Source organism: Embleya sp. NPDC001921 (assembly GCF_053594475.1).
On sequence record NZ_JBSFEO010000046.1, the window covers coordinates 76,744 to 97,181 of the forward strand.

The following is a 20,438-nucleotide window of genomic DNA, read 5'->3' on the forward strand; positions in this document are numbered from 1 at the left end:
CCGCGGCCGGACGGGAGGCTCGAAAGGCCCGGTCAGCCGCCGACGTAGGCCGCGAGGTGCTCGCCGGTGAGGGTGGAACGGGCCGCGACGAGGTCGGCGGGGGTGCCCTCGAAGACGATCCGACCGCCGTCGTGGCCGGCACCGGGGCCGAGGTCGACGATCCAGTCGGCGTGTGCCATCACCGCTTGGTGGTGCTCGATGACGATCACCGACTTGCCGGAGTCGACCAGTCGGTCGAGCAGGCCGAGCAACTGCTCGACGTCGGCGAGGTGCAGGCCCGTGGTCGGCTCGTCGAGGATGTAGACCCCGCCCTTCTCGGCCATGTGGGTGGCCAGCTTGAGCCGCTGCCGCTCGCCGCCGGAGAGCGTGGTGAGCGGCTGACCGAGGCTGAGATAGCCGAGCCCGACGTCGGCCAGCCGGCCGAGGATGGTGTGCGCGGCCGGCGTACGCGCCTCGCCGGTACCGAAGAACTCCCGGGCCTCGGCCACCGACATCGCGAGCACCTCGCTGATGTCGCGTCCGCCGAGGTGGTACTCCAGCACCGACGCGTCGAACCGCTTGCCCTCGCACTCCTCGCAGAGGGTGGCCACGCCGGCCATCATCGCCAGGTCGGTGTAGGTCACGCCGATGCCGTTGCAGGTCGGGCACGCGCCCTCGGAGTTGGCGCTGAACAGCGCCGGCTTCACGCCGTTGGCCTTCGCGAACGCCTTGCGGATCGGGTCGAGCAGCCCGGTGTACGTCGCCGGGTTGCTCCGTCGCGAGCCGCGGATCGCACTCTGGTCGACCGACACCACGCCCGCGCCCTCGGCCGCCGAGCCGTTGACCAGCGAGCCCTGCACGAGCGAACTCTTGCCGGAGCCGGCGACGCCGGTGACGACGGTGAGCACCCCCAGCGGGATGTCGACGTCGACGTCGCGCAGGTTGTGCCGCGTCGCGCCGCGGACCTCCAGCGCGCCGGTGGGCGTGCGCACCGTCTTCTTCAGGGACGCCCGGTCGTCGAAATGGCGACCGGTGATCGTGCCGGCGGTCCGCAGCCCCTCGACGGTGCCTTCGAAGCACACGGTCCCGCCCGCCGTGCCGGCGCCCGGGCCGAGGTCGACGACGTGGTCGGCGATCACGATCGTCTCCGGCTTGTGCTCCACCACGAGCACCGTGTTGCCCTTGTCGCGCAGCCGCAGCAGCAGGTTGTTCATCCGCACGATGTCATGGGGGTGCATGCCGATGGTGGGCTCGTCGAAGACGTAGGTGACGTCGGTGAGCGAGGAGCCCAGGTGGCGGATCATCTTGACGCGCTGCGCCTCGCCGCCCGACAGCGTGCCCGAGGGCCGATCGAGGGAGAGATAGCCCAGCCCGATCTCCACGAACGAGTCGAGCGTCTTGCCCAGCGTCTCGAGCAGCGGCCCCACCGACGGCTCGTCGAGGCCGCGCACCCACTCGGCGAGGTCGCTGATCTGCATCGCGCACGCGTCGGCGATGTTGACCCGCTTGATCTTCGAGGACCGGGCCCCCTCGCTGAGCCGGGTGCCCTCGCACTCGGGACACGTGGTGAAGGTCACCGCGCGCTCCACGAACGCCCGGATGTGCGGCTGCAGCGCCTCCTTGTCCTTGGCCAGGAAGGACTTCTGGATCTTGGGGATCAGTCCCTCGTAGGTGAGGTTCACGCCCTCGACCTTCACCTTGACCGGCTCGTGGTACAGGAAGTCCCGCATCTCCTTCTTGGTGAACTCGCGGATCGGCTTGGTCGGATCCAGGAAGCCGGATTCGGCGTAGGTGCGCACGGTCCACCAACTGTCGGACTTCCAGCCGGGGATGGTGAACGCGCCGTCGGCGATCGACTTGGAGTCGTCGTAGAGCTGGGTGAGATCGATGTCGGAGACCGTGCCCCGACCCTCGCACCGCGTGCACATGCCGCCGGTGCGGTTGAAGGTCGCCTTGACCGCCTTCTTGGCACCGCGCTCGACGGTGATGGCACCGCTCGCCCGGACCGAGGGGACGTTGAAGGCGTACGCGCTGGGCGGGCCGATGTGCGGCTTCCCGAGTCGGCTGAACAGGATGCGCAGCAGCGCGTTCGCGTCGGTGGCGGTGCCGACCGTGGAGCGGGGGTCGGCCCCCAGCCGCTGCTGGTCGACGATGATCGCGGTCGTCAGCCCTTCGAGGACGTCCACCTCGGGCCGCGCCAACGTGGGCATGAAGCCCTGGACGAAGGCGCTGTAGGTCTCGTTGATCATCCGCTGCGACTCCGCGGCGATCGTGCCGAATACGAGCGAACTCTTGCCCGAGCCGGAGACACCCGTGAACACCGTCAGCCGGCGCTTGGGGATCTCGATGCCGACGTCCTTGAGGTTGTTCACCCGCGCGCCGTGCACTCGGATCAGGTCGTGGCTGTCGGCGACGGCCGGCGCAGGCGACTGCGTGTCCGTCCTGGTGACCGGGCTCATCGTGTCTCCATCCGTTGGGCGGGGCCGCCTGCGCGGTCGGGCGTATCGTCCACTCGCGCCGAGCCCGGCCCGAGGCAGACGGGCGAGGCACCGGCCTCGCCGGCAGAGTAGCGCGACCGGTGGACGGGACCGCGTGGTCATCGCGTTCGATGACCACGCGCCCCACGCTACGGGGCCGGGATCGGACCGCGCTTCTCCGTTCCTGACCGGTCGCGGACGACGGATCCCGGACGGCTCACTGTTCGCCCAGGAGCATCCACTTGTCGACGACGGCCAGCGGCTCGAAGCCGACCTGGGCGTACACCGCGTGCGCGTCCGCGGTGGCCAGCATCAGACGCCGCAGCCCGGCCGGCTCGAGGTGGTCCCGCACGGCGGCCACCAGCGCCGTGCCCAGTCCCTTGCCGCGCACGGCGGGGTCGATGTAGACGTCGCACAGCCAGCCGAAGGTGGCCCCGTCGGTGACCACGCGGGCATAGCCGACCTGCGCCCCGGACGCCGTGTCGTAGACCCCGAAGTTGAGCGACCCGGCGATCGCCGTGTCCTGCTTCTCCCTCGGGCGGCCCATTGCCCAGTACGCGTCGAGGGACAACCAGCGGTGGATCAGCGCGGCGTCGAGCCGGGTCGGATCGGTCGAGATCTCGTACCCGTCCGGAAGATGTATGACCATGCCCGGATCCAACCAGCCCGCCCCGTCGGCCGACCACCGGATATCGGTGCGCGCGGCCGGCGGACGGGATCGGCGCGGACGGGATCGGCGCCGGATCAGTGGGCGGGCACCAGGGCTTCCGCGTGGGCGCGGAGCACGGGGCCGCGATCGCGCCCGGGGCCGACCAGGCGCAGCCGCAGGAGATGCCCCCGCCCGGGTCCCGGGGTGTCGCGTTGGAGGGTGCCGGTGACGCAGTCGAAGGTGGCCGCGTCGGTGTGCCGTACGAAGAAGGCGGGGCCTGCGATGCCGGCGAGCAGTTCGATGGCGTCGGCCAACAGGCGTGGGCCGCGGGGGCGGGCGTGCTCGACGTCGACGGCGTAGACGCCGTCCGGCAGCACCTCGGTGCCGCGCAGTCGCCAGGGCGAGCCCGGGAGGTCGCAGGCGACCCGGAGCCTGGGCAGCAGGTCCGCCGCGGGGTCCGCCGCGGTCCACCCCGGGCGGGTGGTCTGATCGGCCAGTTCGCGCAACGCGTCCCCAGGCGCCTCGTCGCCCGACACGCCGAAGAAATCGTCCATAAATGTCACTGTAAGTCGAACTCTCGTAACCGGCTTCTCCGGGCGTCCGGCTACGGGCCGGCCTCGAGGCTCAGCAGCGCGGACTTGGTGGCGATCCCGCCCGCGTACCCGCCCAGCGTCCCGTCGCCGCGCAGCACCCGGTGGCAGGGCAGCACGATCGGCAGCGGGTTGCTCGCGCAGGCCGAGCCGACCGCGCGAACCGCCTTGGGATTGCCGACCATCCGGGCGACATGGGCGTAGCTGGAGGTGTGGCCGTAGTCGATCTCGGGGAGTCGGCGCTGCACCAGTTGCCGGAAGCCGGTGGACAGGGCCAGGTCCAGGGCCAGGTCGAAGGACGTCCGGGAGCGGTCGAAGTATTCGTCGAGTTGGCGGGCGGCCCGGGCCAGGCGTCCGGGAGCGCGCAGGATGCGCGGGCCGAGCCGGGTGCTCAGCGTGTCCAGGACCTTGTCGTGGTCCTCGCCCGCGAAGGCCACCCGGACCAGGCCCTTGTCGGTCGCGGCCAGCAGCAGCGACCCGATGGGGGTGTCCACCGTGGTGTAGGCGACGTCCAGGAGCCCGTCCCGGGCGGCCGCCGCGACCAGCCGGTCGTGTAGTCGATCGAGCGCCTCCCGGTCGCTGCGGGCGCGGGCGAGCAGCACGGACGTGCTCGGCGCGCCGGCCGCGAGGACCGGGATCGCGGTGGAGGCGGGGGTGGGGGTGGGGGTGGGGGTGTCGTCCGTCATCGGACCGCTCCCTTCGAAGAGGCGCTCAGCGATGTGCGCAGGGCCTTGACGCCGTCGGCCGCGGCGCGACGGGCCGCGGCCGCGGTGCCGCCGATCAGCTCGGCGACGTCCTTGTAGGGCAGGCCCGCGAAGTGGTGGTAGGCGACCGCCTGCCGCTGCCTGGTCGGGAGCGCCGCGACCGCGCGCCACAGGTCGTGGTCGACCGCGTCCGGCAGGCCCAGGGCCGAGGCTCGTTCGGGCAGTTCGCCCATCGGGACCGCGTGCCGCGCCCGGGCACGGACGATGTCGAGCGCCTTGCGGTGCGCGATGGTCACCAGCCAGGCCCGCACGTTGGCGTCCTCGGGCAGGTCGGGGTAGGCGCGCAGCGCGGCGAGGAACGTCTCGGACCACGCGTCGTCGGCGTCGTGCGGGCCCAGCAACGCCCGGCACACGCGCAGCACGGTGTCCGCGTGCTCGCGGACCACCCGTTCGTAGGGCTGCTTCATCTCCTCGTTCCCAGGCCTGTTCGGATGCGCGCCGCGGGCGCCGGCCGCTCAGAACAGCCGGGCCGCCTTCGTGCTTTCGGACTCCTCCAGGTCCAACAGCCGCCGCTTGCGTTCGAGTCCGCCGGCGAAGCCGGTCAACTTCCCGTCGCTGCCGACCACTCGGTGGCAGGCCACGATGATCGAGATCGGGTTGTGCCCGACCGCCTGGCCCACCGACTGCGCCAGCGCCCTGTTTCCCAACCGCTCGGCGAGCGCGCCGTAGGTGGTGGTCTCACCGAACGGGATCTCCCTGAGCATGGCCCACACCCGCTCCTGGAACGGATCGCCGTGCGTGGCCAGCGGCAGGTCGAACGAGGTCCGCTCGCCGGCGAGGTACTCGGTCAACTGGGTCGCCGCCGCCGCGAGCAGGGGGTCGTCCCGGTGCTCGACCCGCACGCCCAGGCTCTCCTCGGGCGGCATGTACCAGTGGTGCGGGAAGTACAGACCCACGACGGCGTCCCGCGCCGCCACCACGATCAGCCCGCCGAGGGTGGTGTCGACGATCGCATGACGTGTGTTCATCGTGCTGCTTCTCCTCGGTCGCGGTGTTCGTCCCGACGGGTCGACCGAACGGGTCGTCCCGACAGGTAGACGCGCGGGGGCCGCCGAATGTGAGGTCGGCCCCGACATCCGGCCCGGCCGGTCACCCCCGCGATCCCGACGCCGCGCGCGACATCGTGCTCGGGTGAGGCGGGCCGACTCCCCCGGTTCCGGCGCGTGTCGCGGTGGAGGGGGTTGCCGGCCCGGGCCGGCGCGTTCGGCGGCGAAGCGGGGCCGGTCCCGCGGTCCGGCGCGCGAGCTTTGCCGGGCGGTCGCTGTCGGCGGCCGTCGCAGCGGGTATGAGCCTGGTGGATGTCCCCGTCGAGGTGAGTCGCATGTCGTCCACACACAGCGAAGTCGAACTCGGGGTCCTGGCCGGTCACGACGGATCCCCCGCCGCCGAGCACGCGCTGGACTGGGCCGCGCGCGACGCCGCCGCCCGGCGCGTTCCGCTGTACATCGTCACGGTTGTGCCCGTCGGCGGGCTCGGTCACCAGCATCGGGTCGAGATGCGCGAGCGGGCGCACGCGCTGATCGACACCGCCTCGGCACGTGTCCGCGAACGGTTCGCCGGCCTGGTGGTGGAGGGTTCGGTCCGCGAGGGCGACGCCGCCGAGTCGCTGCTGGCCGCCAGTGCGCGGTGCGACACCGTCGTGGTGGGCAGTCGCGGCCACGGCGGGTTCGCCGGCCTGCTCCTGGGGTCGGTTTCGCTGCGCGTGTGCGCGCACACCACCTGCCCGGTCGTGGTCCTGCGCTCCGAGGCGGCCGAGGACGCGAGCGGCGTCGTGGTCGGCGTCGGCGGCCCCGAGGACGAGCCCGCCGCGGAGTTCGCGGCCCAGCGGGCAGGACTGCTGGGCGGCGGACTGCGTGCCGTGCACTCGTGGGCGCTCCCGGTGACCGGCCTGGCGCCGAGCCTGATGTTGCCGTCGATGTTCGACATCGACACGGTCACCGCCGAACGCACCAGGATGGTCGAGCAGGTCGTCGACCCGATCCGACGCCGCGACCCCGAACTTCCGGTGGACACCGTGGTGATGAACGGGTCGGCCGGGCGCGATCTGGTGTGCGCGTCGATCGGCTGCGCGTTGCTGGTGGTCGCCGCACATCCCAGGCACGGCCCGCTGCCGATGCGATTGGGCCCGACCACGCACGCCGTCCTGCATCACGCGCACTGCCCGGTGGCCGTGGTCCCGGTGCAGTGATCGTCCCGGTGCGCCGATCCCCCCGATGCGCCGGCCGACACGCCGGCGCCCGCCGCACGCCGCGCTTTCCATCCTGTGCGGGGTCGCGGCGAACGGCGGGTCGGCGGCTCGGCGTACGTATGTACGTCGGTGTACGTATGCGCGGGTGGTGCGGGTGTGCCGGGCCTCCGGTTATCGCGACGCGTAGACGTTCTCGGCGAACGCGGCGATCTGTTCGTCGGAGAGGTGCCGCGCCAGATCCGCCTCGCTGATCATGCCGACCAGGCGCTTGCGCGCGATCACCGGCAGTCGGCGGATCTGGTGCACCTGCATCTCGCGCAGTACCTCGGCGATGTCCGCGTCGGCGTCGATCCAGCGGGGGGTGCCCTCACACAGTTCGCCGGCGGCGACCGTGGCGGGATCGCGGCCGTCCGCGACGCACTTGGTGACGATGTCGCGGTCGGTGATGATCCCGCACAGCCTCTCGTTGGCGTCGCTGACCGGCAGCGAGCCCACATCGAGTTCGCGCATCAACTGCGCGGCCCGGTGCAGCGTCTCCGTCTGCGGAATCCACTGAGCGCCCTCGTGCATGATGTCTTTGGCCATGGTCATGGTGGTGCCTCTCGCAGTGCCCGCCGTCGGCAGCCCGCCGACCGCAGGGCTCGGGACCGCGCCGCGGACGCCGCACGCGGTCCTTCCATCCTCTCCGCCCCACCGCCCATCGGCCACCCGGGTGAACGGTCGCCGGCACGCCCCGCCGCGGGGCGCTCGGGATCGTCCCAAGACGTGCGCCGGGGCGTGTCCTCAATCCCCCGTCGGGCTCCGCGGCGTGAGCGCGGCGAGGAGCCCGAAGGGCGGATGCCGTGCATCGGCGTGCCGGAGAAGCAGGCGCATAGTGGTTCTATTCGACTGTTCTCCGGGGCGGCGAGCGCAGCGAGGGAGCCCGAAGGGCGGATGCGGTGCCGGGCGTCGTGGAGCTCGGCGGGGGATTGAAGACACGCCCTGGGTCACCGGGTGTGTACGGGGGGTCAGGGTCAGGGGCAGGTGGGCCAGGCGGCGGACGAAGGTGCTCGGGACGTAGGTGGGTTCGGAGTCGGGGGCCGGGGCGATGTGGTCGGTGGCGGCCGGCAGGGCGCGCAGGGCGACGGTGGTTTCCAGGCGGGCCAGGTGTGCGCCGACGCAGAAGTGGATGCCTCGGCCGAACGACGTGTGTGCCTTGGCGGCCGGCCGGTCCAGGTCGAGGGTGTCGGGCCGGGGGAACGCGGCGGCGTCGCGGTTGGCGGCGCCCCACAACAGCATCAGCCGGGCGCCCTCGGGCAGGTGCACACCGCCGAGTTCGGTGGCGCGGGTGGTCACCCGGAAGTGGCCTCGGAACGGGCTCTCCAGTCGTACCGCCTCCTCCACCAACGCCGCCACCAGCGCGTCGTCGGCGCGTACGCGCTCCTGCAGCCGCGCGTCCGCAGCGAGCATCCGGACGGCGGAGCCGAAGAGAGCTTGTTCTATAACACGTTATAGTTCAAGGGTTCGGAGCGAAGGCACGCGGGACTCGAAGGGTTCGCGGGGCTCGATAGGATCCCGACCACCGACGCCGGCGTGCGGGAGGCGCACGGCGACGGCATCGATCCGAGGGGCGGCACGTGGGCGATCAGGTCACCGAGGACGACGACACACCGGGACCGATACCCGCCTCGGTCGGTCGGCGGCGTGCACAGTTCACCGTGACCCACCGATTCGGCCCCGCCGAACAGCGACGCCGGGACGGCATCGCCGCCGCCGCGCGCACGCTGGCCGCCGAGCGCGGGTACGACGCCACCACCGTGCGCGACATCGCCGCCGGTGCGGGCACCACGCCGGCGACCGTGTACCGCTACTTCGGCTCCAAGGACCAACTGCTCCACCACGTGATGGTCGAGTGGGCCGCGCAGACCGCCGCCGACCTGCGCGAGGTGGCCTACCCGGGAGGCATCGCCGATCGGGTCAGCGCGGCGTTCCGGGACATCGTGCGCTGGGCGGCCCGCGATCCGGCCCTGCTCGAGGCGGGCATCACCTCGTTCCGCGCGGACGCCTCCGCCGGCGACGGACTGGCCCTGTGGCAGGGGCTGTTCACCTCCTTCGTGCGCGGCGCCCTCGACGACCCGGACTGGACCGACGACGAGGGCAAGGCACTCGCCCTCGGTCACGTCCTGGTCGCGTGCCTGCTCGACATCACCTCCGGCCGCACCGATCCCGAACAGACCTGCGCACACATCGACACGGCGGCCCATCTGATCTTCCGCTGACCCCGACGCCCCTGCCCGGGCGGCCGGTTGGCCGGGCGGGTTCAGGCGATCGTCGCGGTCGACGTCCCGGCCGCGGGTCGGCGTTCGAGGAGGCGACCGAGCGCACCGTGGCGCGGGGAGACCAGCAGGGACAGCACGAACCCGGCGGCGGCGACCAGCGCGATGGTCGCTCCGGCGGCGACGTCGTAGTGCCGGGAGATCTCCAGTCCGGTCACCGCGCTGCCGATGCCCAGCACGGCCGCCAGCACGGTGGTGCGGCGCAGCGAATCGGTCCACAGCCGGGCTGTGGCGGCGGGCGCGACCAGCAGGGCCAGCGTGAGCATGATGCCGACCGCCGGGGTGAGCACCACGATCACGGCCTGGACGATCAGCAGGAGCAGCAGGTCCAGGGCCGTCACCGGGTGCCCGGCGGCGCGCATGCCCTCGTGGTCGAAGGCGGCGAAGGTGAGTTCCTTGGCACACAGACCGAGCACGATCAGCACCACGAGGCCGACGCCGGCCGTGACCACGAGGTCGTGGCTGTCGGTGGTGACGATCGAACCGACCAGGAACGCGGACAGTTTGCGGTCCGCGGCCGGTCCGGCGGCCACCAGCGTGGCGCCCAGGGCGAAACCGGCGGCCAGGATCACCCCGGTCGCGCCGGACGCGGTCCGGCCCGGTCGCCGGGTCAGTCCGACGATGGCCAGGGACAGCAGCACGCCCACCGCCGCGCCGCCCAGGTAGATGTCGAGGCCCAGGATCGAGGCGAGCACGACGCCGGGGAAGGTGGCGTGGGTCATCGCCATGGCGTAGAAGGCGAGCCTGCGCAGCACGACCTGGACGCCGACGACGCCGGCGAGCAGCCCGACCATGATCGCTTCGGCGTAGGCGCGATGGGTGTAGGTGTCGAACCAGGTCATCGGGCGCTCCCGGTCGGGCGGGGGATCGGGGACGGGGTGCGGGACGGGGACGGGGTCGGGGACGCGGTGATGGCCGGCGTGGGTGCCGGGGCGGCCGGGCGCCCCGCGCCGGCCGACCGGCGCGGGGTTCGCCGACCGATCACGCCGACCGCGCCCGCCGCGCCCAGCGCGAGCAGGTACCCGACCACCAGGGTCAGCACGACGGTGGGTCCGGCGGGCAGCGCCAGGTCGTGGTCGATCGAGGCGGTGTAGCTGACGGTCAGGCCGACGTATCCGGACAGTACGGCCGAGCCGGCGGCGATCGCGACGATCGAGCCGAGCCGACCGCCCAGTGTGCGGCCGATGGTCGCCGGGACCACCAGCAGGGCCAGGACCAGGGCGGTGCCGATGGTGCGTACGGCGGCGACCACGGTCAGCGCGATCACCAGGTTCAGCGCCAGGTCCAGCGCGCCGACTCGGTATCCCGCCGCGCGAGCGGCCTCCGGGTCGAAGCCGCGCAGGAACAGTTGCCGGCCCAGCACGGCGAGGGTGATCAGGCACAGCAGCGCGACCGCCGCGGTCTCGATGATCTGCGTGCGGGAGGTGTACAGGATCTGGCCGAACAGGAAGGTCTGGAAGTCGGCGGTGTAGGAGTGGCTGCGCGAGACGACCACCACGCCGATCGAGAACATCGCGGTCAGCACGATGGCCAGCGCGGCGTCGTCGCTGGTGCGCCGGTTGCGGGTGAGCAGGGTCAAGACGACGGCGGTGACGCCGGCCGCGACCAGCGCGCCCGCGAAGACCCCGTCGACGCCCTGGAGGGCGAAGCCGATCGCGACGCCGGGAAATACCGTGTGGGTGAGCGCGTCGGCGACGAACTCCAGTCGGCGCAGCGCGACGAACGCGCCGACGGTGCCGCACAGGATGCCCAGGATGGTCAGTTCGATCAGGGCGCGGGTCAGATAGGGGACCCGGAAGGGCTCCAGGAGCACGGTGGTGTCCATGCTCGGCCTCAGCCCGGGGTGACGACGAGTCGGCCGGCGTCGAGTTCGAGGACCCGGCCGCCGTAGCAGGCGCACAACAGTTCCGGGGTGAGCGCGGACTCGGTGCTTCCGAAGGCGAATTGGCGGCGGTTGACCAGGCACGTCCGCTCGCACAGGCGTTGCGCGACGGCGAGGTCGTGGGTGCTGACCAGGATGGCGGTACCGGCTTCCTTGGCGTCGACGAGGGCGCTGATCAGGGCCTCCCGGCTGACCGCGTCGACCCCGTTGAACGGCTCGTCCAGCACCAGGATCGGCGGTTGCGCGGACAACGCGCGGGCCAGCAGCACCCGTTGGCGCTGGCCGCCGGACAGGGTGCCGAAGCGGGCGTTCGCCCGGTCGGCGAGACCGACCAGGGCCAGTGCCCGGTCGGCGGCGGCCCGGTCCCGGCGGCCGGGGCGGCGCAGTCGGCCGATCAGGCGATAGCGGCCCATCAGAACCACCTGCCGTACGGTGACCGGGAATTCCGGGTCCAGGCTCGCCGCCTGCGGCACGTAGCCGACGTACGCGCGGGCCGCGGCCGGGCGCCGGCCGGCCACGGTGACCGTGCCGGCGACCACCGGGACCAGGCCCAGGACGGCCTTGATCAGCGTGGACTTGCCGCCGCCGTTGGGGCCGACCAGGGCCACCGCCTGGCCGGCCGGCACCCGGCCGTCGACGTTCGCGAGGGCCGGGGTGCGGTCGTAGGCCATGGTGGCCTCGACGAAGCGGACCGGATCCGGTGCGGCCTCGGTGCCGTCGGTCATCGCTCAGCCCCGCAGCGCGGCGACGATGGTGTCGGTGTTGTGCGCCTCGGAGTCGAGGTAGGTCGCGCCGGCGGAACCGGAGGCGCCGAGCGAGTCCGCGTAGAGCGAGTCGTCGCCGGCGACCACCTTGACCCGCGCCTCCCGGGCGATGGTCTCGGCGGTCTTGGCCGGCAGCGCGCTCTCGGCGAAGACCGCCTTGGCGCCGGTGGCCTTGATCCTGGCGACGACGCCGTCGATGCGGCTGCCGGAGAGTTCGGCCTGGTCGTCGAAGCCGGGGATGATCGACCCGACGAACTCCAGCCGGTAGCGGTCGACGTAGTAGCCCAGCGCGTCGTGGTTGGTGACCAGCTTGCGATCGGCCGCCGGGATCGTGTCGAGCTTGGCCCGGGTGTCCGCGTCGAGCGCGTCGAGCTTGGCGCCGTAACCGGCGAGGTTGTTCTCGTACACCTTCGCGTTGACGCCGTCGGCGGTGGTCAGCGCCTTGGCGATGTTGGTCACCATCACCTTGGCGTTGAGCGGGTTGTGCCAGATGTGCGGGTCGTACTCGCCGTGCTCGTGGTCCTGGTCGTGCTCATGCTCGTGGTCCTGGTCCGCGTCGCCCTTGCGCAGGGGTACGCCGACCGAGGTGTCCACGACCGGGCCCTTGAAGCCCGCGGCCTGGATCGCCTTGGGCAGCCACGCCTTCTCCATGTCGACGCCGTTCTCCACGACCAGCTTGGCGCCGCGGATCGCGTTCAGGTCCGCGGGGGTCGCCTCGTACTCGTGGGCGCTCGCGTTGGCCTTGATCAACTGGGTCACCTCGACCCGGTCGCCGCCGATGTTGCGCACGAAGTCGGCGACCTGCGTCGTGGTCGCCACCACCTTGATCCGGGGCCCGGAACCGGCGGCCGGCGAGCCGGCTGCGGCGGCCGGACCGGCGGCCCCGACCTGGTTCCCGTTCTTCCCGTCCTTGCCGTCCTTGTCGTCGGAACCGCACGCGGCGAGGGTTCCGGCGGTCAGGGCCGCTGCGGCGAAGGCGAAGACCGCGCGGGTGGATATACGCATGAGAGCTCTTTCCAGGCAGGGGTGTGTCGACGCGTCGATCGGCGGGGCCGTCGCGACTATTCGATAATGAAAACCATAATCAGTTGGAGAGAGGGTGTCCACACCGGGTCCACACCGGGTCCGCTCCCAGGTCCGGGGCCGCGTCCGGGTCCGGCGCCGGCGCCGAGCACGCCGGTGCCCCCCGGCATGGCCATGCCGGGGGGCACCGATGCGGAGTGTGGGGCGCGGACGCGTACGGCTATTGCCTCGACGCCGGGGATGCCGCGTCCGGGCTGTTCTCCGGCACGGCCTCCCGATCGGCGGCGGCGCGGTCGACGCCGGGGGGATCGCAGGCGGCGGGTCCGGCGGCGCCCCGGTTCGAGGCGGCGGGCGGTGGGGCGTCCGTGTCGGCGGCACCGGCGGCGGAACGGGCGGCTTCGGCGCGCACGAGGGCGCTCAGGAGCAGGTAGGCGTCAATGGGCATGGTGGGATCTCCCGGGTTCGCGAGGCTGAGGAATCGAACGCGGCACGCCGGACGCGCCGCTCGCCCGGTTCGGCGGCGGCGCGGCGGCGGCGACCGCTCAGCAGCGCAGGACGACGGTTCGCGAAGGGGCGCGCCCGAGGGTGTTCGTGGCCGTGCGGGCGCGGCCCTCGCCGACCTCGGCCGGGTCGGCGAGCCGGGACCCGAGGACGTCGGCGAGGGCGGGAGCCGATGCGGCCGGAACGTGGTGGCGCGGCCGGGCCGTGGCCGGCGTACACGCGCCGCCGACCGCCGGACCGTGCCGACCGCCGGTGTCGCCCGCCGGCGCGGCATCGCGCGCCGCGTGCCCGTCGTGCCCGTCGTGCTCGTCGGGCGCGCCACCGGACGCGGTGGCGGGCACGTCGCCGACGAGGGAGAAGGCGAACCGATCGGCGATCTCGACCGAGCACCGATCCGGGATCGGCGCGGCGCGGTGTCCGACGCCGGGAACATGGGTGGCGTGCAGCAGGGCCATCAGGGCGATCAACACGATCACGCGGAACACGCCGTGCCGGGCGGGAGCACCCCCGGCCGCGACCTGCGCCATCCTGACCTCCCTCGGAACCGCTCTCCGAGAGAACCTCCGAATCCGGCCGGCGGCACGGCGACGAGGCCGAGAACTCCGCGATTTCACCCGATCCGGCGAATCCGCGTCGGCCGCGGGGCGGATCGTCCGCATGGACCATTCATCCGCTTGGCCGATAACGTCCGCACATGGACGACACCGCCGCACCCCACAGACCCGCGCTGCGCAAGGATGCCGCGCGCAATCGGCGCCGGATCATGGACGCCGCACGGGACCTGGTGCGCGGCGGCAGGCCGCCGCAGCTGAACGCGGTCGCGCTGGCCGCCGACGTCGGTGTCGGCACGGTGTACCGACACTTCCCCACGCCCGAGGCCCTGCTCGAGGCACTGGCCGCCGACCGGTTCGCCGAGCTGATCCAACAGGCCCATCGGGCCGCCGACCTGCCGGACGCGCGGCAGGCCCTGCGCGTCTTCCTCAAGGCCGTACTCGCCGCGTGCGTCCAGGACGAGGCCTTCGCCGCGGCGGCCTTCGGCCCCGACGCGGCCACGCCGGAAACCCGGCAACTGCGCGAGCACCTGCAGGGCGCGACCGCGGACCTGCTGGCACGCGCCGCCGCCGTCGAGACCCTGCGCCCGTCGCTGGGCCCCGCCGACCTCCTGCTGCTCCTGTGCGGACTCGGCTTCGCGGTACACCGCTCCCCCGACCGAACCGATCCCACCCTGCCCGACCGCTACCTCGACGCCCTGCTCGCGGGCACCCTCGTCGCGACCGTGGAGACCGCCGACGATCGGCCGGGCTACGCGCGTCCGGCCGCCGAGCCGGGACCGGATCCGGCCGGGTGACACGCCCGTCGGCGCCTCCCGGTTGCCGGGGTTGGGCGGGGATGCGGCTTACCGTGACGGAGTGGACGAACGATATGCCCGATATCTTCCGGGTCGCCGCGCGGTGCTGCTCGGAATCGCGGGAACGGCGATCGGCTGCTCGTCGTCCGGGGGACGGCGCGCGTCGCCGTCACCGTCGCCGACGGGCGGACCGGCATCCGCGCACGGTTCCGGCTCGCCGAGTGCCGCCGCTACCGCGACGGGTGTCGCACCCGGACTGCCGGTGGTCACCGCGTGGGCGCCCAACCCCGGTGACGTGCGGCCGGAGGTGAAACAACGCGCGGTCGCCGCGGTGTCCGCGCTCGGCGCGTGGCCGCCGGGCGAACCGGGAGTCGCCGCGGCCCGTGCGCGGCTCGCCGCGCTGGGGTTCGCCCCCGAACTCGCCGACCGGGCCGGGCCGCTGCTCGTGGACGCGCCCGAGGCCGTGCTCGAAGTGATCGACGCGCAGTACGGCGGCATCCTGGACACCACCGCGAGCGTGCTGGTCGCCTGTCGTCGATGGACACGCGCCGCCGACGGGACGGTGACGGCGGACGGGTCGACCGTGGACGTGCGGCTGAGCCGGGCCACCCCTCAGTGGACGGTCACCGCGCTGCATCCCTCGGATCCCGGACCGGCCGCCGCGACCGTTTCCGCACAGGCCACCCGCGTGCTCGCCGACCCGCGCATCGTCCTGCCGCCCGCCGCTGCCGCCGACGTACGGGCCGGCGCCGTGCACGCGTCGGTGCTCACCGCGTTGGAAACGTTGGCCGTCGACCACATCATCGACGTCACCGTGCTGCGCTCGGGCCACCCGATCGACGTTTTCGGCACCACGCGCCCCAGCGACCACCCGCGGGGTCGCGCCGTCGACGTGTGGGGCATCGACGGCCGACCCGTCGTGGACCCGGCCACGCCCCGCGCGCTCGTCGAGAGCTTCATGCGGGCCGGTGCGGCGGCCGGCTCCTACAACGTGGGCGGCCCGTACGCACTCCCCGGCGCGACGTTCTTCACCGACGCGACCCACCACGACCACGTGCACCTGGGGTTCACCACCTGACCCCGCGCCGGCCCGCCCGAAGCCGGCACATGCCGGGGCCGAAGCGTCACGCGGACGGCCGCCGCCGGGTGGACCGGCTCACGGCGGTCCCACTCGCTCGCCCCGGCCCGACCGGCCCGACCGGCTCGAAAGGGCCCGATCGGCTCGAAAGGGCCCGACCGGCTCGAAAGGGCCCGACCGGCTCGATTCGCTTCGCTCGCTCCGCCGAGCGCGGCGTATTATAGCCCTTGAACGGAATGCTGCCGGCGCCCCCGGGATCCCGAGCCGCGGCCGACGCCTCGCGCTCGTGCGACAGGCGGCCCTCCGTGTCGTAGCGCGACCCCGAAGGTGGCGCGGAGGCCGGGTCCCCGGTGCGTTCGGCGAAACCGACCGCCGGATGCGCGCACCCGCGGTCGGGTGGTGCGACGGAGGAGCCATGCTGAGCAGTGGCGAATCGACGATGGTGGAGCCGGAGGCGCTGCAGTGCGCGCTCTTCGGTGTGCGTTTTCCGGCCCGTCCGGAAGCCCTGACGGCGGCGGCGACCGTCAACGGGGCCGAGGTCTGTGTCACCCGGGCGTTGGCGGCGTTGCCGGAACGCTCGTACGAGGGGCCGAATCAGGTCTGCATGGCCCTGTGCGGGCGGCACGCGGGAATGGACCGCGGCCTGTGACCGACCGCGCCGCCGTACGACGAAGACGGCGACCACGACCACACCCCACTCGCCCGCCACCGCGATCGGCCGAGCGCGCGGTCGATCGACTTCGTGGCGCGCACGGGATCGACTCCGTGGCGCGCACGGATCGCCCCCCGCGCGGGTCGCCTCGGACCCCCGTGCGCCGCCGATTTCATCGCCGCACCGTAGCGGGCGCCTCCACCTCCAGGTAGCGTCGCCCGCCCTTGCCCCGATACTCCAGCACCACCCAACCCAGTCCGCCCAGCACCCGCGCGCAGCCGCGCAGCGCCGATTCCGCCTCGTGGCCCGCGCCGCTTCCGCGCGGACCCGGCCACTCCACCCGGACCACTCTCGGATGCTCCGTCGCGGTGACGAGGTATCCGGTCGCCGTCGGCTCGCCGCGTTCGTCCACCGCCGACGGCGGCACCCCGGCGGCCTCCAACGCCAGTGCGATCGCGCGCACCATCCGGACCCGCTCCCACTCGGCGGGCTCCGCCCCCGGATCCGCGACCGAGGTGTTCACCACCTCGCGAATCCGCAACAGCGCCTCGAACGCGTCGCGAACCGCGCCGGCCCGCCCCTCGTGCGACGCGGCGGCTCCGGCGGCCCCGGCCGGCCGTACCTCCGCCCCGGTCGCCGGCTCGAAGCCCCCGGTCGTGCCCGACTCGGATCCCGTCACCGCTCCCCCGTCCGCTTCGCCCGCCACGGCCTACAACCAACCCCGCTCGAGGAGGCGACCGGCCGCCTCCGGGCCGCCGTCCGGGCCGCCGGGCATCTCCGGGTCCATCACCACCACGTCGGGCGTGTGCCGGGCGGCCTCGGCGATCGCGGCGTCGCCGTCGGCGGCCTGGGCGATCACGGTCGGGTCCGGCTCCGGATCCAGAAGTCGGCCCAGCGCACCGCGCGGCATCGCCTCGTCCTCGGCCGGCAGCATGGTGATCACGCGTGGGCCTTCGTCCGCTCGCCGACGCCGAGTCGGGCCACCACCTCGAAGATGCCCACCCCGGCCGAGGCCCGCAGTTCGCCGCCGTGCTCGCTCAATCGGGTGTCCGGCCCGGCCGGTCCCGCGCCGCCCGGCCGCATGCCGTGCGTCGCGCCGTCGTTGGCGCACGGTCAGTCGACGGCCGTCGACTGACACGCCGATCGACGACCACGCGGTGTAGCGACGTGCCCGTCGCATCGTGGGAGGGGCCATGCCCCCAGCGTAGGCGCGCGTTCGGGTGCTCTCGGCGAACGGTCGGTCACCGGTGGGCATGACGTTCCGCGCGGACGACGACGACTCGCTGATCGAACGCCTGGACCTGACCCTGCGGCGGGACGTGCGGGTCGGGCGGTCATCCGGCGGCGAGAAGCGCCGACTCGACCCGGCGGTGGCGGTCTACGGACGCCCGGCGCTGTTGTTCCTCGACGAGCCGACCGCGGGCCTGGACCCGCAGTCGCGCGACCTGCTGTGGGACCTGGTGCGCGAACCGCTCGACGACGGCGCCACCGTGGTGCCGACCACGCACTACCTCGAGGAGGCCGGCGCACTCGCCGAGCGGATCGCGATCATGCGCGAGGGTCGGCTCGCCGTCGAAGGCGCGCTCGCCGACCTGATCGCCCCCTACCCGGCCCGGATCACCCTCGACCCGGGTCACCACTCGCGGCGGGGAGTGCGCTCGCCAAAATATGCCGAAGGGTCAACGTTTGTTGACCGTGCGTCGGGCCCGGTGTGAGGGTTTCCTCGCTCGGGCGACGAACCCGGCGGAACGGCGGTCGGATTCGTGGTCGGGGCGCGCCTTCAACCCGAGGAGCCTCGATGCATCGCAGAACGCTGACGGTCGGGTCGGTCCTGGCCCTGCTCGCCGGCCTGGTGATCGGCACGACCGCCCCATCGAACGCCGCGGCACCACCCGCCCCGTTCTCGGCCGCCGCCCGATCGGCGGCGGTCGACGCGGCCGACCGGGCCGTCGCCGGAGGCGCGATCGCCCCGGCCAAGGTGCCCGGCGAGCAATACCTGCGGGGCACCGTGACGCCGTGGGTCGACAACCTCTACTCGATCTCCTACACGCGCACCTACCGCGGACTTCCCGTCGTCGGCGGCGACGCCGCGTTACTGGTGGACGGCACCGGCGAGATCCGCGCCCTGGAAACGGCCGACCGCCTGCCCGTCGACCTCCCGAGCGAGCCGACCGTGAGCGCCGAGGTGGCCGAGACCGCGGCCCGCACCCGACTGTCGGTCGTCGACCGGGTCGACACCCGCCGCCTGGTCGTGCGCCTGAACGCGAACTCCGCGCGTCTGGCCTGGGAGACCGTTCTGGTCGGCCGGACGGAGAGCGGCCCCAGTCGGCTGCACGTCTTCGTCGACGCCCGGACCGGCACAGTGGCGGACACCGACTCCTACGACGACGCGCGTGCCGGTACCGGCCACAGCAAGTGGAACGGCCCCGACCCGATCACCATCACCACCGCCTCCTCGGGCGGTACCTACTTCATGCAGGACCTGACCCGCCCGGGCCTGAGCTGCGCGAAGTACAACGGCGGAGTGCTCACCAAGTCCGTGGACGACTGGGGCACCGGCAATCCCACCAGCATCGAGACCGGCTGCGTCGACGCCATGTGGGCCGTGCAGAAGCAATGGGACATGCTGCGCACCTGGCTCGGCCGCAACGGGCACAACGGCGCCGGCCGCACCTGGCCCGTGGTGGTCGGACTCGACCAGATCAACGCCTGGTTCGACGGCTCGCGCGTGGTGGTCGGCCACGACAATTCGTTTCAGTGGATCGGCGCGATGGACGTGGTGGGCCACGAGTACGCGCACGGCATCGACCAGACCAGCCCCGGCTACCCGTTCGCGCAACCCGGCCTGAGCGAGGGCACCGGCGACATCTTCGGCGCGCTCACCGAGGCGTACGCCAACGAACCCGCCCCGTTCGACACCCCGGACTACACCGTCGGCGAGATGATCGACCTGGGCGGGCCGTTGCGCCACATGTACAACCCCGCCCTGACCGGGGACCCGAATTGCTACTCGAGCACGCTGCCACCGGACGAGCACCGGGCCTCGGGCCCGCTCAACCACTGGTTCTATCTGCTCGCCGAGGGCAGCAACCCCGGCGGCGGCAAGCCCAACAGCCCGACGTGCAACAACAGTTCCCTCACCGGAGTGGGCATCCAAACGGCCGGCAAGGTCTTCTACGGCGGCCTGCTGTTCCGGACGAGTGGCACGAACTACCCGAAGGTACGGCGGCAGACCCTGCTCGCGGCCAAGGCCCTCGACCCCACCTGCGCGCTGTTCAAGAAGACCAGGGACGCCTGGAACGCGGTCGCCGTGCCGGCGACGGCCGGCGACCCGACCTGCCCCTGATCTCGTGCGCGGGCGTCCCCCGTGCCGCCTCGGCGGCCGGGTGGGCGCCCGCGCGCTCGGCATGTCGGGTCGGGCGGATTTAGCCAGTATTTGCTGGCCTTCCCGGATCCCTTCGCTCGGGACCCCTGTCCGTGTGAGTGTTTCGCTCGCTCGGGCACGAACCCCGGCGTGCACGGTCGGCCGCGGCGCTCACAAGGCGCGCGGACAAGCCGGATTCGTGGTCGAGGTCTGCCTTTCCACTCGAGGAGCCTCGATGAATCGAAGAATAACCACGGCCGGGACCGTCCTGGCCATGCTCACCGGTCTCACGGTGAGCGCGACGTCCCAGTCGGCCTCGGCCGACCCGGCGCCTCCCCCCGGCGCACAGTCCCTGGCGATCTCCGCCGCCGACCGAGCCGCGGCCAGCGGCCTCGACACCCTCGCCAAGGGTCCCGACGAGCAGTACGAACGGCAGTCGGTGACCCCGTGGGTCAACGACCTGTACTCGGTCGCCTATCAGCGCACCTACCGGGGCATCCCGGTGGTCGGCGGCGACGCGGTGGTGCTCGCCGACGGCCAGGGCCGGGTCCGCGCGACCCAGTCCGCCACCGACGCCCGCATCGCCGTGCAGATCCACCCCACGGTGGCGGCCGGCGCGGCCGAGGCCACGTCCAGGACCAAGCTCGCGGCCGTGGACAAGGTCGAGTCGCACCGCCTGGTGGTCCGGGTCAAGGACGGCAAGAGCGCGTTGGCCTGGGAGACCGTTCTGATCGGTCGTACCGCGACCGCGCCCAGCAGGCTCCATGTGTTCGTCGATGCGAGCACGGGCACGGTGCTCGACACCGTCGACGACGTGAAGGCCGGCACCGGCAACAGTCAGTGGAACGGGCCCAACCCGCTCGC

Annotated in this window: 23 protein-coding genes and 1 pseudogene; 8 read left to right on the forward strand and 16 right to left on the reverse strand. The window is 72.9% G+C overall.

The features are described from left to right. Nucleotides 1-32: 32 nt before the first annotated feature. The 6 genes from ACWCPW_RS39720 to ACWCPW_RS39745 form a co-directional block, all read right to left on the reverse strand. The gene (locus ACWCPW_RS39720) at nucleotides 33-2,438 is read right to left on the reverse strand and encodes an ATP-binding cassette domain-containing protein (protein WP_449766466.1); all 2,406 of its coding nucleotides are present in this window, start codon (nucleotides 2,436-2,438) and stop codon (nucleotides 33-35) included. 235 nt (nucleotides 2,439-2,673) lie between these two features. Beyond that, nucleotides 2,674-3,105 carry a GNAT family N-acetyltransferase gene (locus tag ACWCPW_RS39725; RefSeq protein WP_449766467.1) on the reverse strand — a complete coding sequence of 144 codons (432 nt, stop codon included), beginning with the start codon at nucleotides 3,103-3,105 and terminating at the stop codon, nucleotides 2,674-2,676. Nucleotides 3,106-3,200: 95 nt separating this feature from the next. Then, a complete protein-coding gene (locus ACWCPW_RS39730) occupies nucleotides 3,201-3,659 on the reverse strand; it encodes a hypothetical protein (protein WP_449766468.1) in 459 nt (152 codons plus the stop codon). Between the two features lie 50 nt (nucleotides 3,660-3,709). Then, nucleotides 3,710-4,381 carry a methylated-DNA--[protein]-cysteine S-methyltransferase gene (locus ACWCPW_RS39735; protein WP_449766469.1) on the reverse strand — a complete coding sequence of 224 codons (672 nt, stop codon included), beginning with the start codon at nucleotides 4,379-4,381 and terminating at the stop codon, nucleotides 3,710-3,712. Then, nucleotides 4,378-4,866, reverse strand: coding sequence for an RNA polymerase sigma factor (locus tag ACWCPW_RS39740; RefSeq protein ID WP_449766470.1), 489 nt, complete (start codon nucleotides 4,864-4,866; stop codon nucleotides 4,378-4,380). Before ACWCPW_RS39740 ends, ACWCPW_RS39735 begins: the two co-directional genes overlap by 4 nt. A 48-nt stretch (nucleotides 4,867-4,914) precedes the next feature. Beyond that, the gene (locus ACWCPW_RS39745; RefSeq protein ID WP_449766471.1) at nucleotides 4,915-5,427 is read right to left on the reverse strand and encodes a methylated-DNA--[protein]-cysteine S-methyltransferase; all 513 of its coding nucleotides are present in this window, start codon (nucleotides 5,425-5,427) and stop codon (nucleotides 4,915-4,917) included. A gap of 353 nt (nucleotides 5,428-5,780) precedes the next feature. On the opposite strand from ACWCPW_RS39745, the gene ACWCPW_RS39750 reads away from it, so the two are divergent. Next, entirely contained in the window at nucleotides 5,781-6,647 is an 867-nt protein-coding gene (locus ACWCPW_RS39750) for a universal stress protein (protein ID WP_449766472.1), read from the forward strand. A 171-nt stretch (nucleotides 6,648-6,818) separates the two neighbouring features. Here ACWCPW_RS39750 and ACWCPW_RS39755 read toward each other — a convergent pair whose 3' ends face one another. After that, nucleotides 6,819-7,238 (reverse strand): CBS domain-containing protein, encoded by a 420-nt coding sequence (locus tag ACWCPW_RS39755; protein ID WP_449766473.1) that lies wholly within the window; start codon nucleotides 7,236-7,238, stop codon nucleotides 6,819-6,821. A gap of 192 nt (nucleotides 7,239-7,430) precedes the next feature. After that, nucleotides 7,431-8,096 (reverse strand): cytochrome P450, encoded by a 666-nt coding sequence (locus ACWCPW_RS39760; RefSeq protein WP_449766474.1) that lies wholly within the window; start codon nucleotides 8,094-8,096, stop codon nucleotides 7,431-7,433. Nucleotides 8,097-8,263: 167 nt separating this feature from the next. Here ACWCPW_RS39760 and ACWCPW_RS39765 point away from each other — a divergent pair, with 167 nt between their 5' ends. Next, a complete protein-coding gene (locus ACWCPW_RS39765; RefSeq protein WP_449766475.1) occupies nucleotides 8,264-8,905 on the forward strand; it encodes a TetR/AcrR family transcriptional regulator in 642 nt (213 codons plus the stop codon). Between the two features lie 41 nt (nucleotides 8,906-8,946). On the opposite strand, the gene ACWCPW_RS39770 is transcribed toward ACWCPW_RS39765, so the two are convergent. The 6 genes from ACWCPW_RS39770 to ACWCPW_RS39795 form a co-directional block, all read right to left on the reverse strand. Continuing rightward, the gene (locus tag ACWCPW_RS39770; RefSeq protein ID WP_449766476.1) at nucleotides 8,947-9,804 is read right to left on the reverse strand and encodes a metal ABC transporter permease; all 858 of its coding nucleotides are present in this window, start codon (nucleotides 9,802-9,804) and stop codon (nucleotides 8,947-8,949) included. After that, nucleotides 9,801-10,787 (reverse strand): metal ABC transporter permease, encoded by a 987-nt coding sequence (locus tag ACWCPW_RS39775; RefSeq protein ID WP_449766477.1) that lies wholly within the window; start codon nucleotides 10,785-10,787, stop codon nucleotides 9,801-9,803. The genes ACWCPW_RS39770 and ACWCPW_RS39775 overlap by 4 nt, the downstream gene beginning before the upstream one ends. A gap of 8 nt (nucleotides 10,788-10,795) precedes the next feature. Then, entirely contained in the window at nucleotides 10,796-11,569 is a 774-nt protein-coding gene (locus ACWCPW_RS39780; RefSeq protein WP_449766478.1) for a metal ABC transporter ATP-binding protein, read from the reverse strand. Between the two features lie 3 nt (nucleotides 11,570-11,572). Beyond that, nucleotides 11,573-12,613 carry a metal ABC transporter substrate-binding protein gene (locus ACWCPW_RS39785; RefSeq protein ID WP_449766479.1) on the reverse strand — a complete coding sequence of 347 codons (1,041 nt, stop codon included), beginning with the start codon at nucleotides 12,611-12,613 and terminating at the stop codon, nucleotides 11,573-11,575. Between the two features lie 238 nt (nucleotides 12,614-12,851). Then, the gene (locus ACWCPW_RS39790) at nucleotides 12,852-13,076 is read right to left on the reverse strand and encodes a hypothetical protein (RefSeq protein WP_449766480.1); all 225 of its coding nucleotides are present in this window, start codon (nucleotides 13,074-13,076) and stop codon (nucleotides 12,852-12,854) included. A 97-nt stretch (nucleotides 13,077-13,173) separates the two neighbouring features. After that, nucleotides 13,174-13,659: a hypothetical protein gene (locus ACWCPW_RS39795; protein WP_449766481.1), complete on the reverse strand. Its 486-nt coding sequence runs from the start codon at nucleotides 13,657-13,659 to the stop codon at nucleotides 13,174-13,176. A 167-nt stretch (nucleotides 13,660-13,826) separates the two neighbouring features. Here ACWCPW_RS39795 and ACWCPW_RS39800 point away from each other — a divergent pair, with 167 nt between their 5' ends. The 3 genes from ACWCPW_RS39800 to ACWCPW_RS39810 all read left to right on the forward strand — a co-directional run bounded on the left by ACWCPW_RS39800 (nucleotide 13,827) and on the right by ACWCPW_RS39810 (nucleotide 16,207). Then, nucleotides 13,827-14,480 carry a TetR/AcrR family transcriptional regulator gene (locus tag ACWCPW_RS39800; protein WP_449766482.1) on the forward strand — a complete coding sequence of 218 codons (654 nt, stop codon included), beginning with the start codon at nucleotides 13,827-13,829 and terminating at the stop codon, nucleotides 14,478-14,480. A 61-nt stretch (nucleotides 14,481-14,541) separates the two neighbouring features. Further along, a complete protein-coding gene (locus ACWCPW_RS39805) occupies nucleotides 14,542-15,558 on the forward strand; it encodes a hypothetical protein (protein ID WP_449766483.1) in 1,017 nt (338 codons plus the stop codon). Nucleotides 15,559-15,973: 415 nt separating this feature from the next. Further along, a complete protein-coding gene (locus ACWCPW_RS39810; RefSeq protein WP_449766484.1) occupies nucleotides 15,974-16,207 on the forward strand; it encodes a DUF2795 domain-containing protein in 234 nt (77 codons plus the stop codon). Nucleotides 16,208-16,382: 175 nt separating this feature from the next. On the opposite strand, the gene ACWCPW_RS39815 is transcribed toward ACWCPW_RS39810, so the two are convergent. Both ACWCPW_RS39815 and ACWCPW_RS39820 read right to left on the reverse strand, forming a co-directional pair. Beyond that, nucleotides 16,383-16,889, reverse strand: coding sequence for a hypothetical protein (locus ACWCPW_RS39815; RefSeq protein ID WP_449766485.1), 507 nt, complete (start codon nucleotides 16,887-16,889; stop codon nucleotides 16,383-16,385). Between the two features lie 30 nt (nucleotides 16,890-16,919). Next, entirely contained in the window at nucleotides 16,920-17,153 is a 234-nt protein-coding gene (locus ACWCPW_RS39820; RefSeq protein WP_449766486.1) for a response regulator transcription factor, read from the reverse strand. Nucleotides 17,154-17,463: 310 nt separating this feature from the next. Here ACWCPW_RS39820 and ACWCPW_RS39825 point away from each other — a divergent pair, with 310 nt between their 5' ends. The 3 genes and pseudogenes from ACWCPW_RS39825 to ACWCPW_RS39835 form a co-directional block, all read left to right on the forward strand. Continuing rightward, on the forward strand, nucleotides 17,464-17,925 hold the full coding sequence (locus ACWCPW_RS39825) for an ATP-binding cassette domain-containing protein (RefSeq protein ID WP_449766487.1): 462 nt from the start codon (nucleotides 17,464-17,466) through the stop codon (nucleotides 17,923-17,925). An 83-nt stretch (nucleotides 17,926-18,008) separates the two neighbouring features. Next, on the forward strand, nucleotides 18,009-19,556 hold the full coding sequence (locus tag ACWCPW_RS39830; protein WP_449766488.1) for a M4 family metallopeptidase: 1,548 nt from the start codon (nucleotides 18,009-18,011) through the stop codon (nucleotides 19,554-19,556). Nucleotides 19,557-19,809: 253 nt separating this feature from the next. After that, nucleotides 19,810-20,438: pseudogene (locus tag ACWCPW_RS39835) on the forward strand (peptidase M28); the annotation flags it as partial.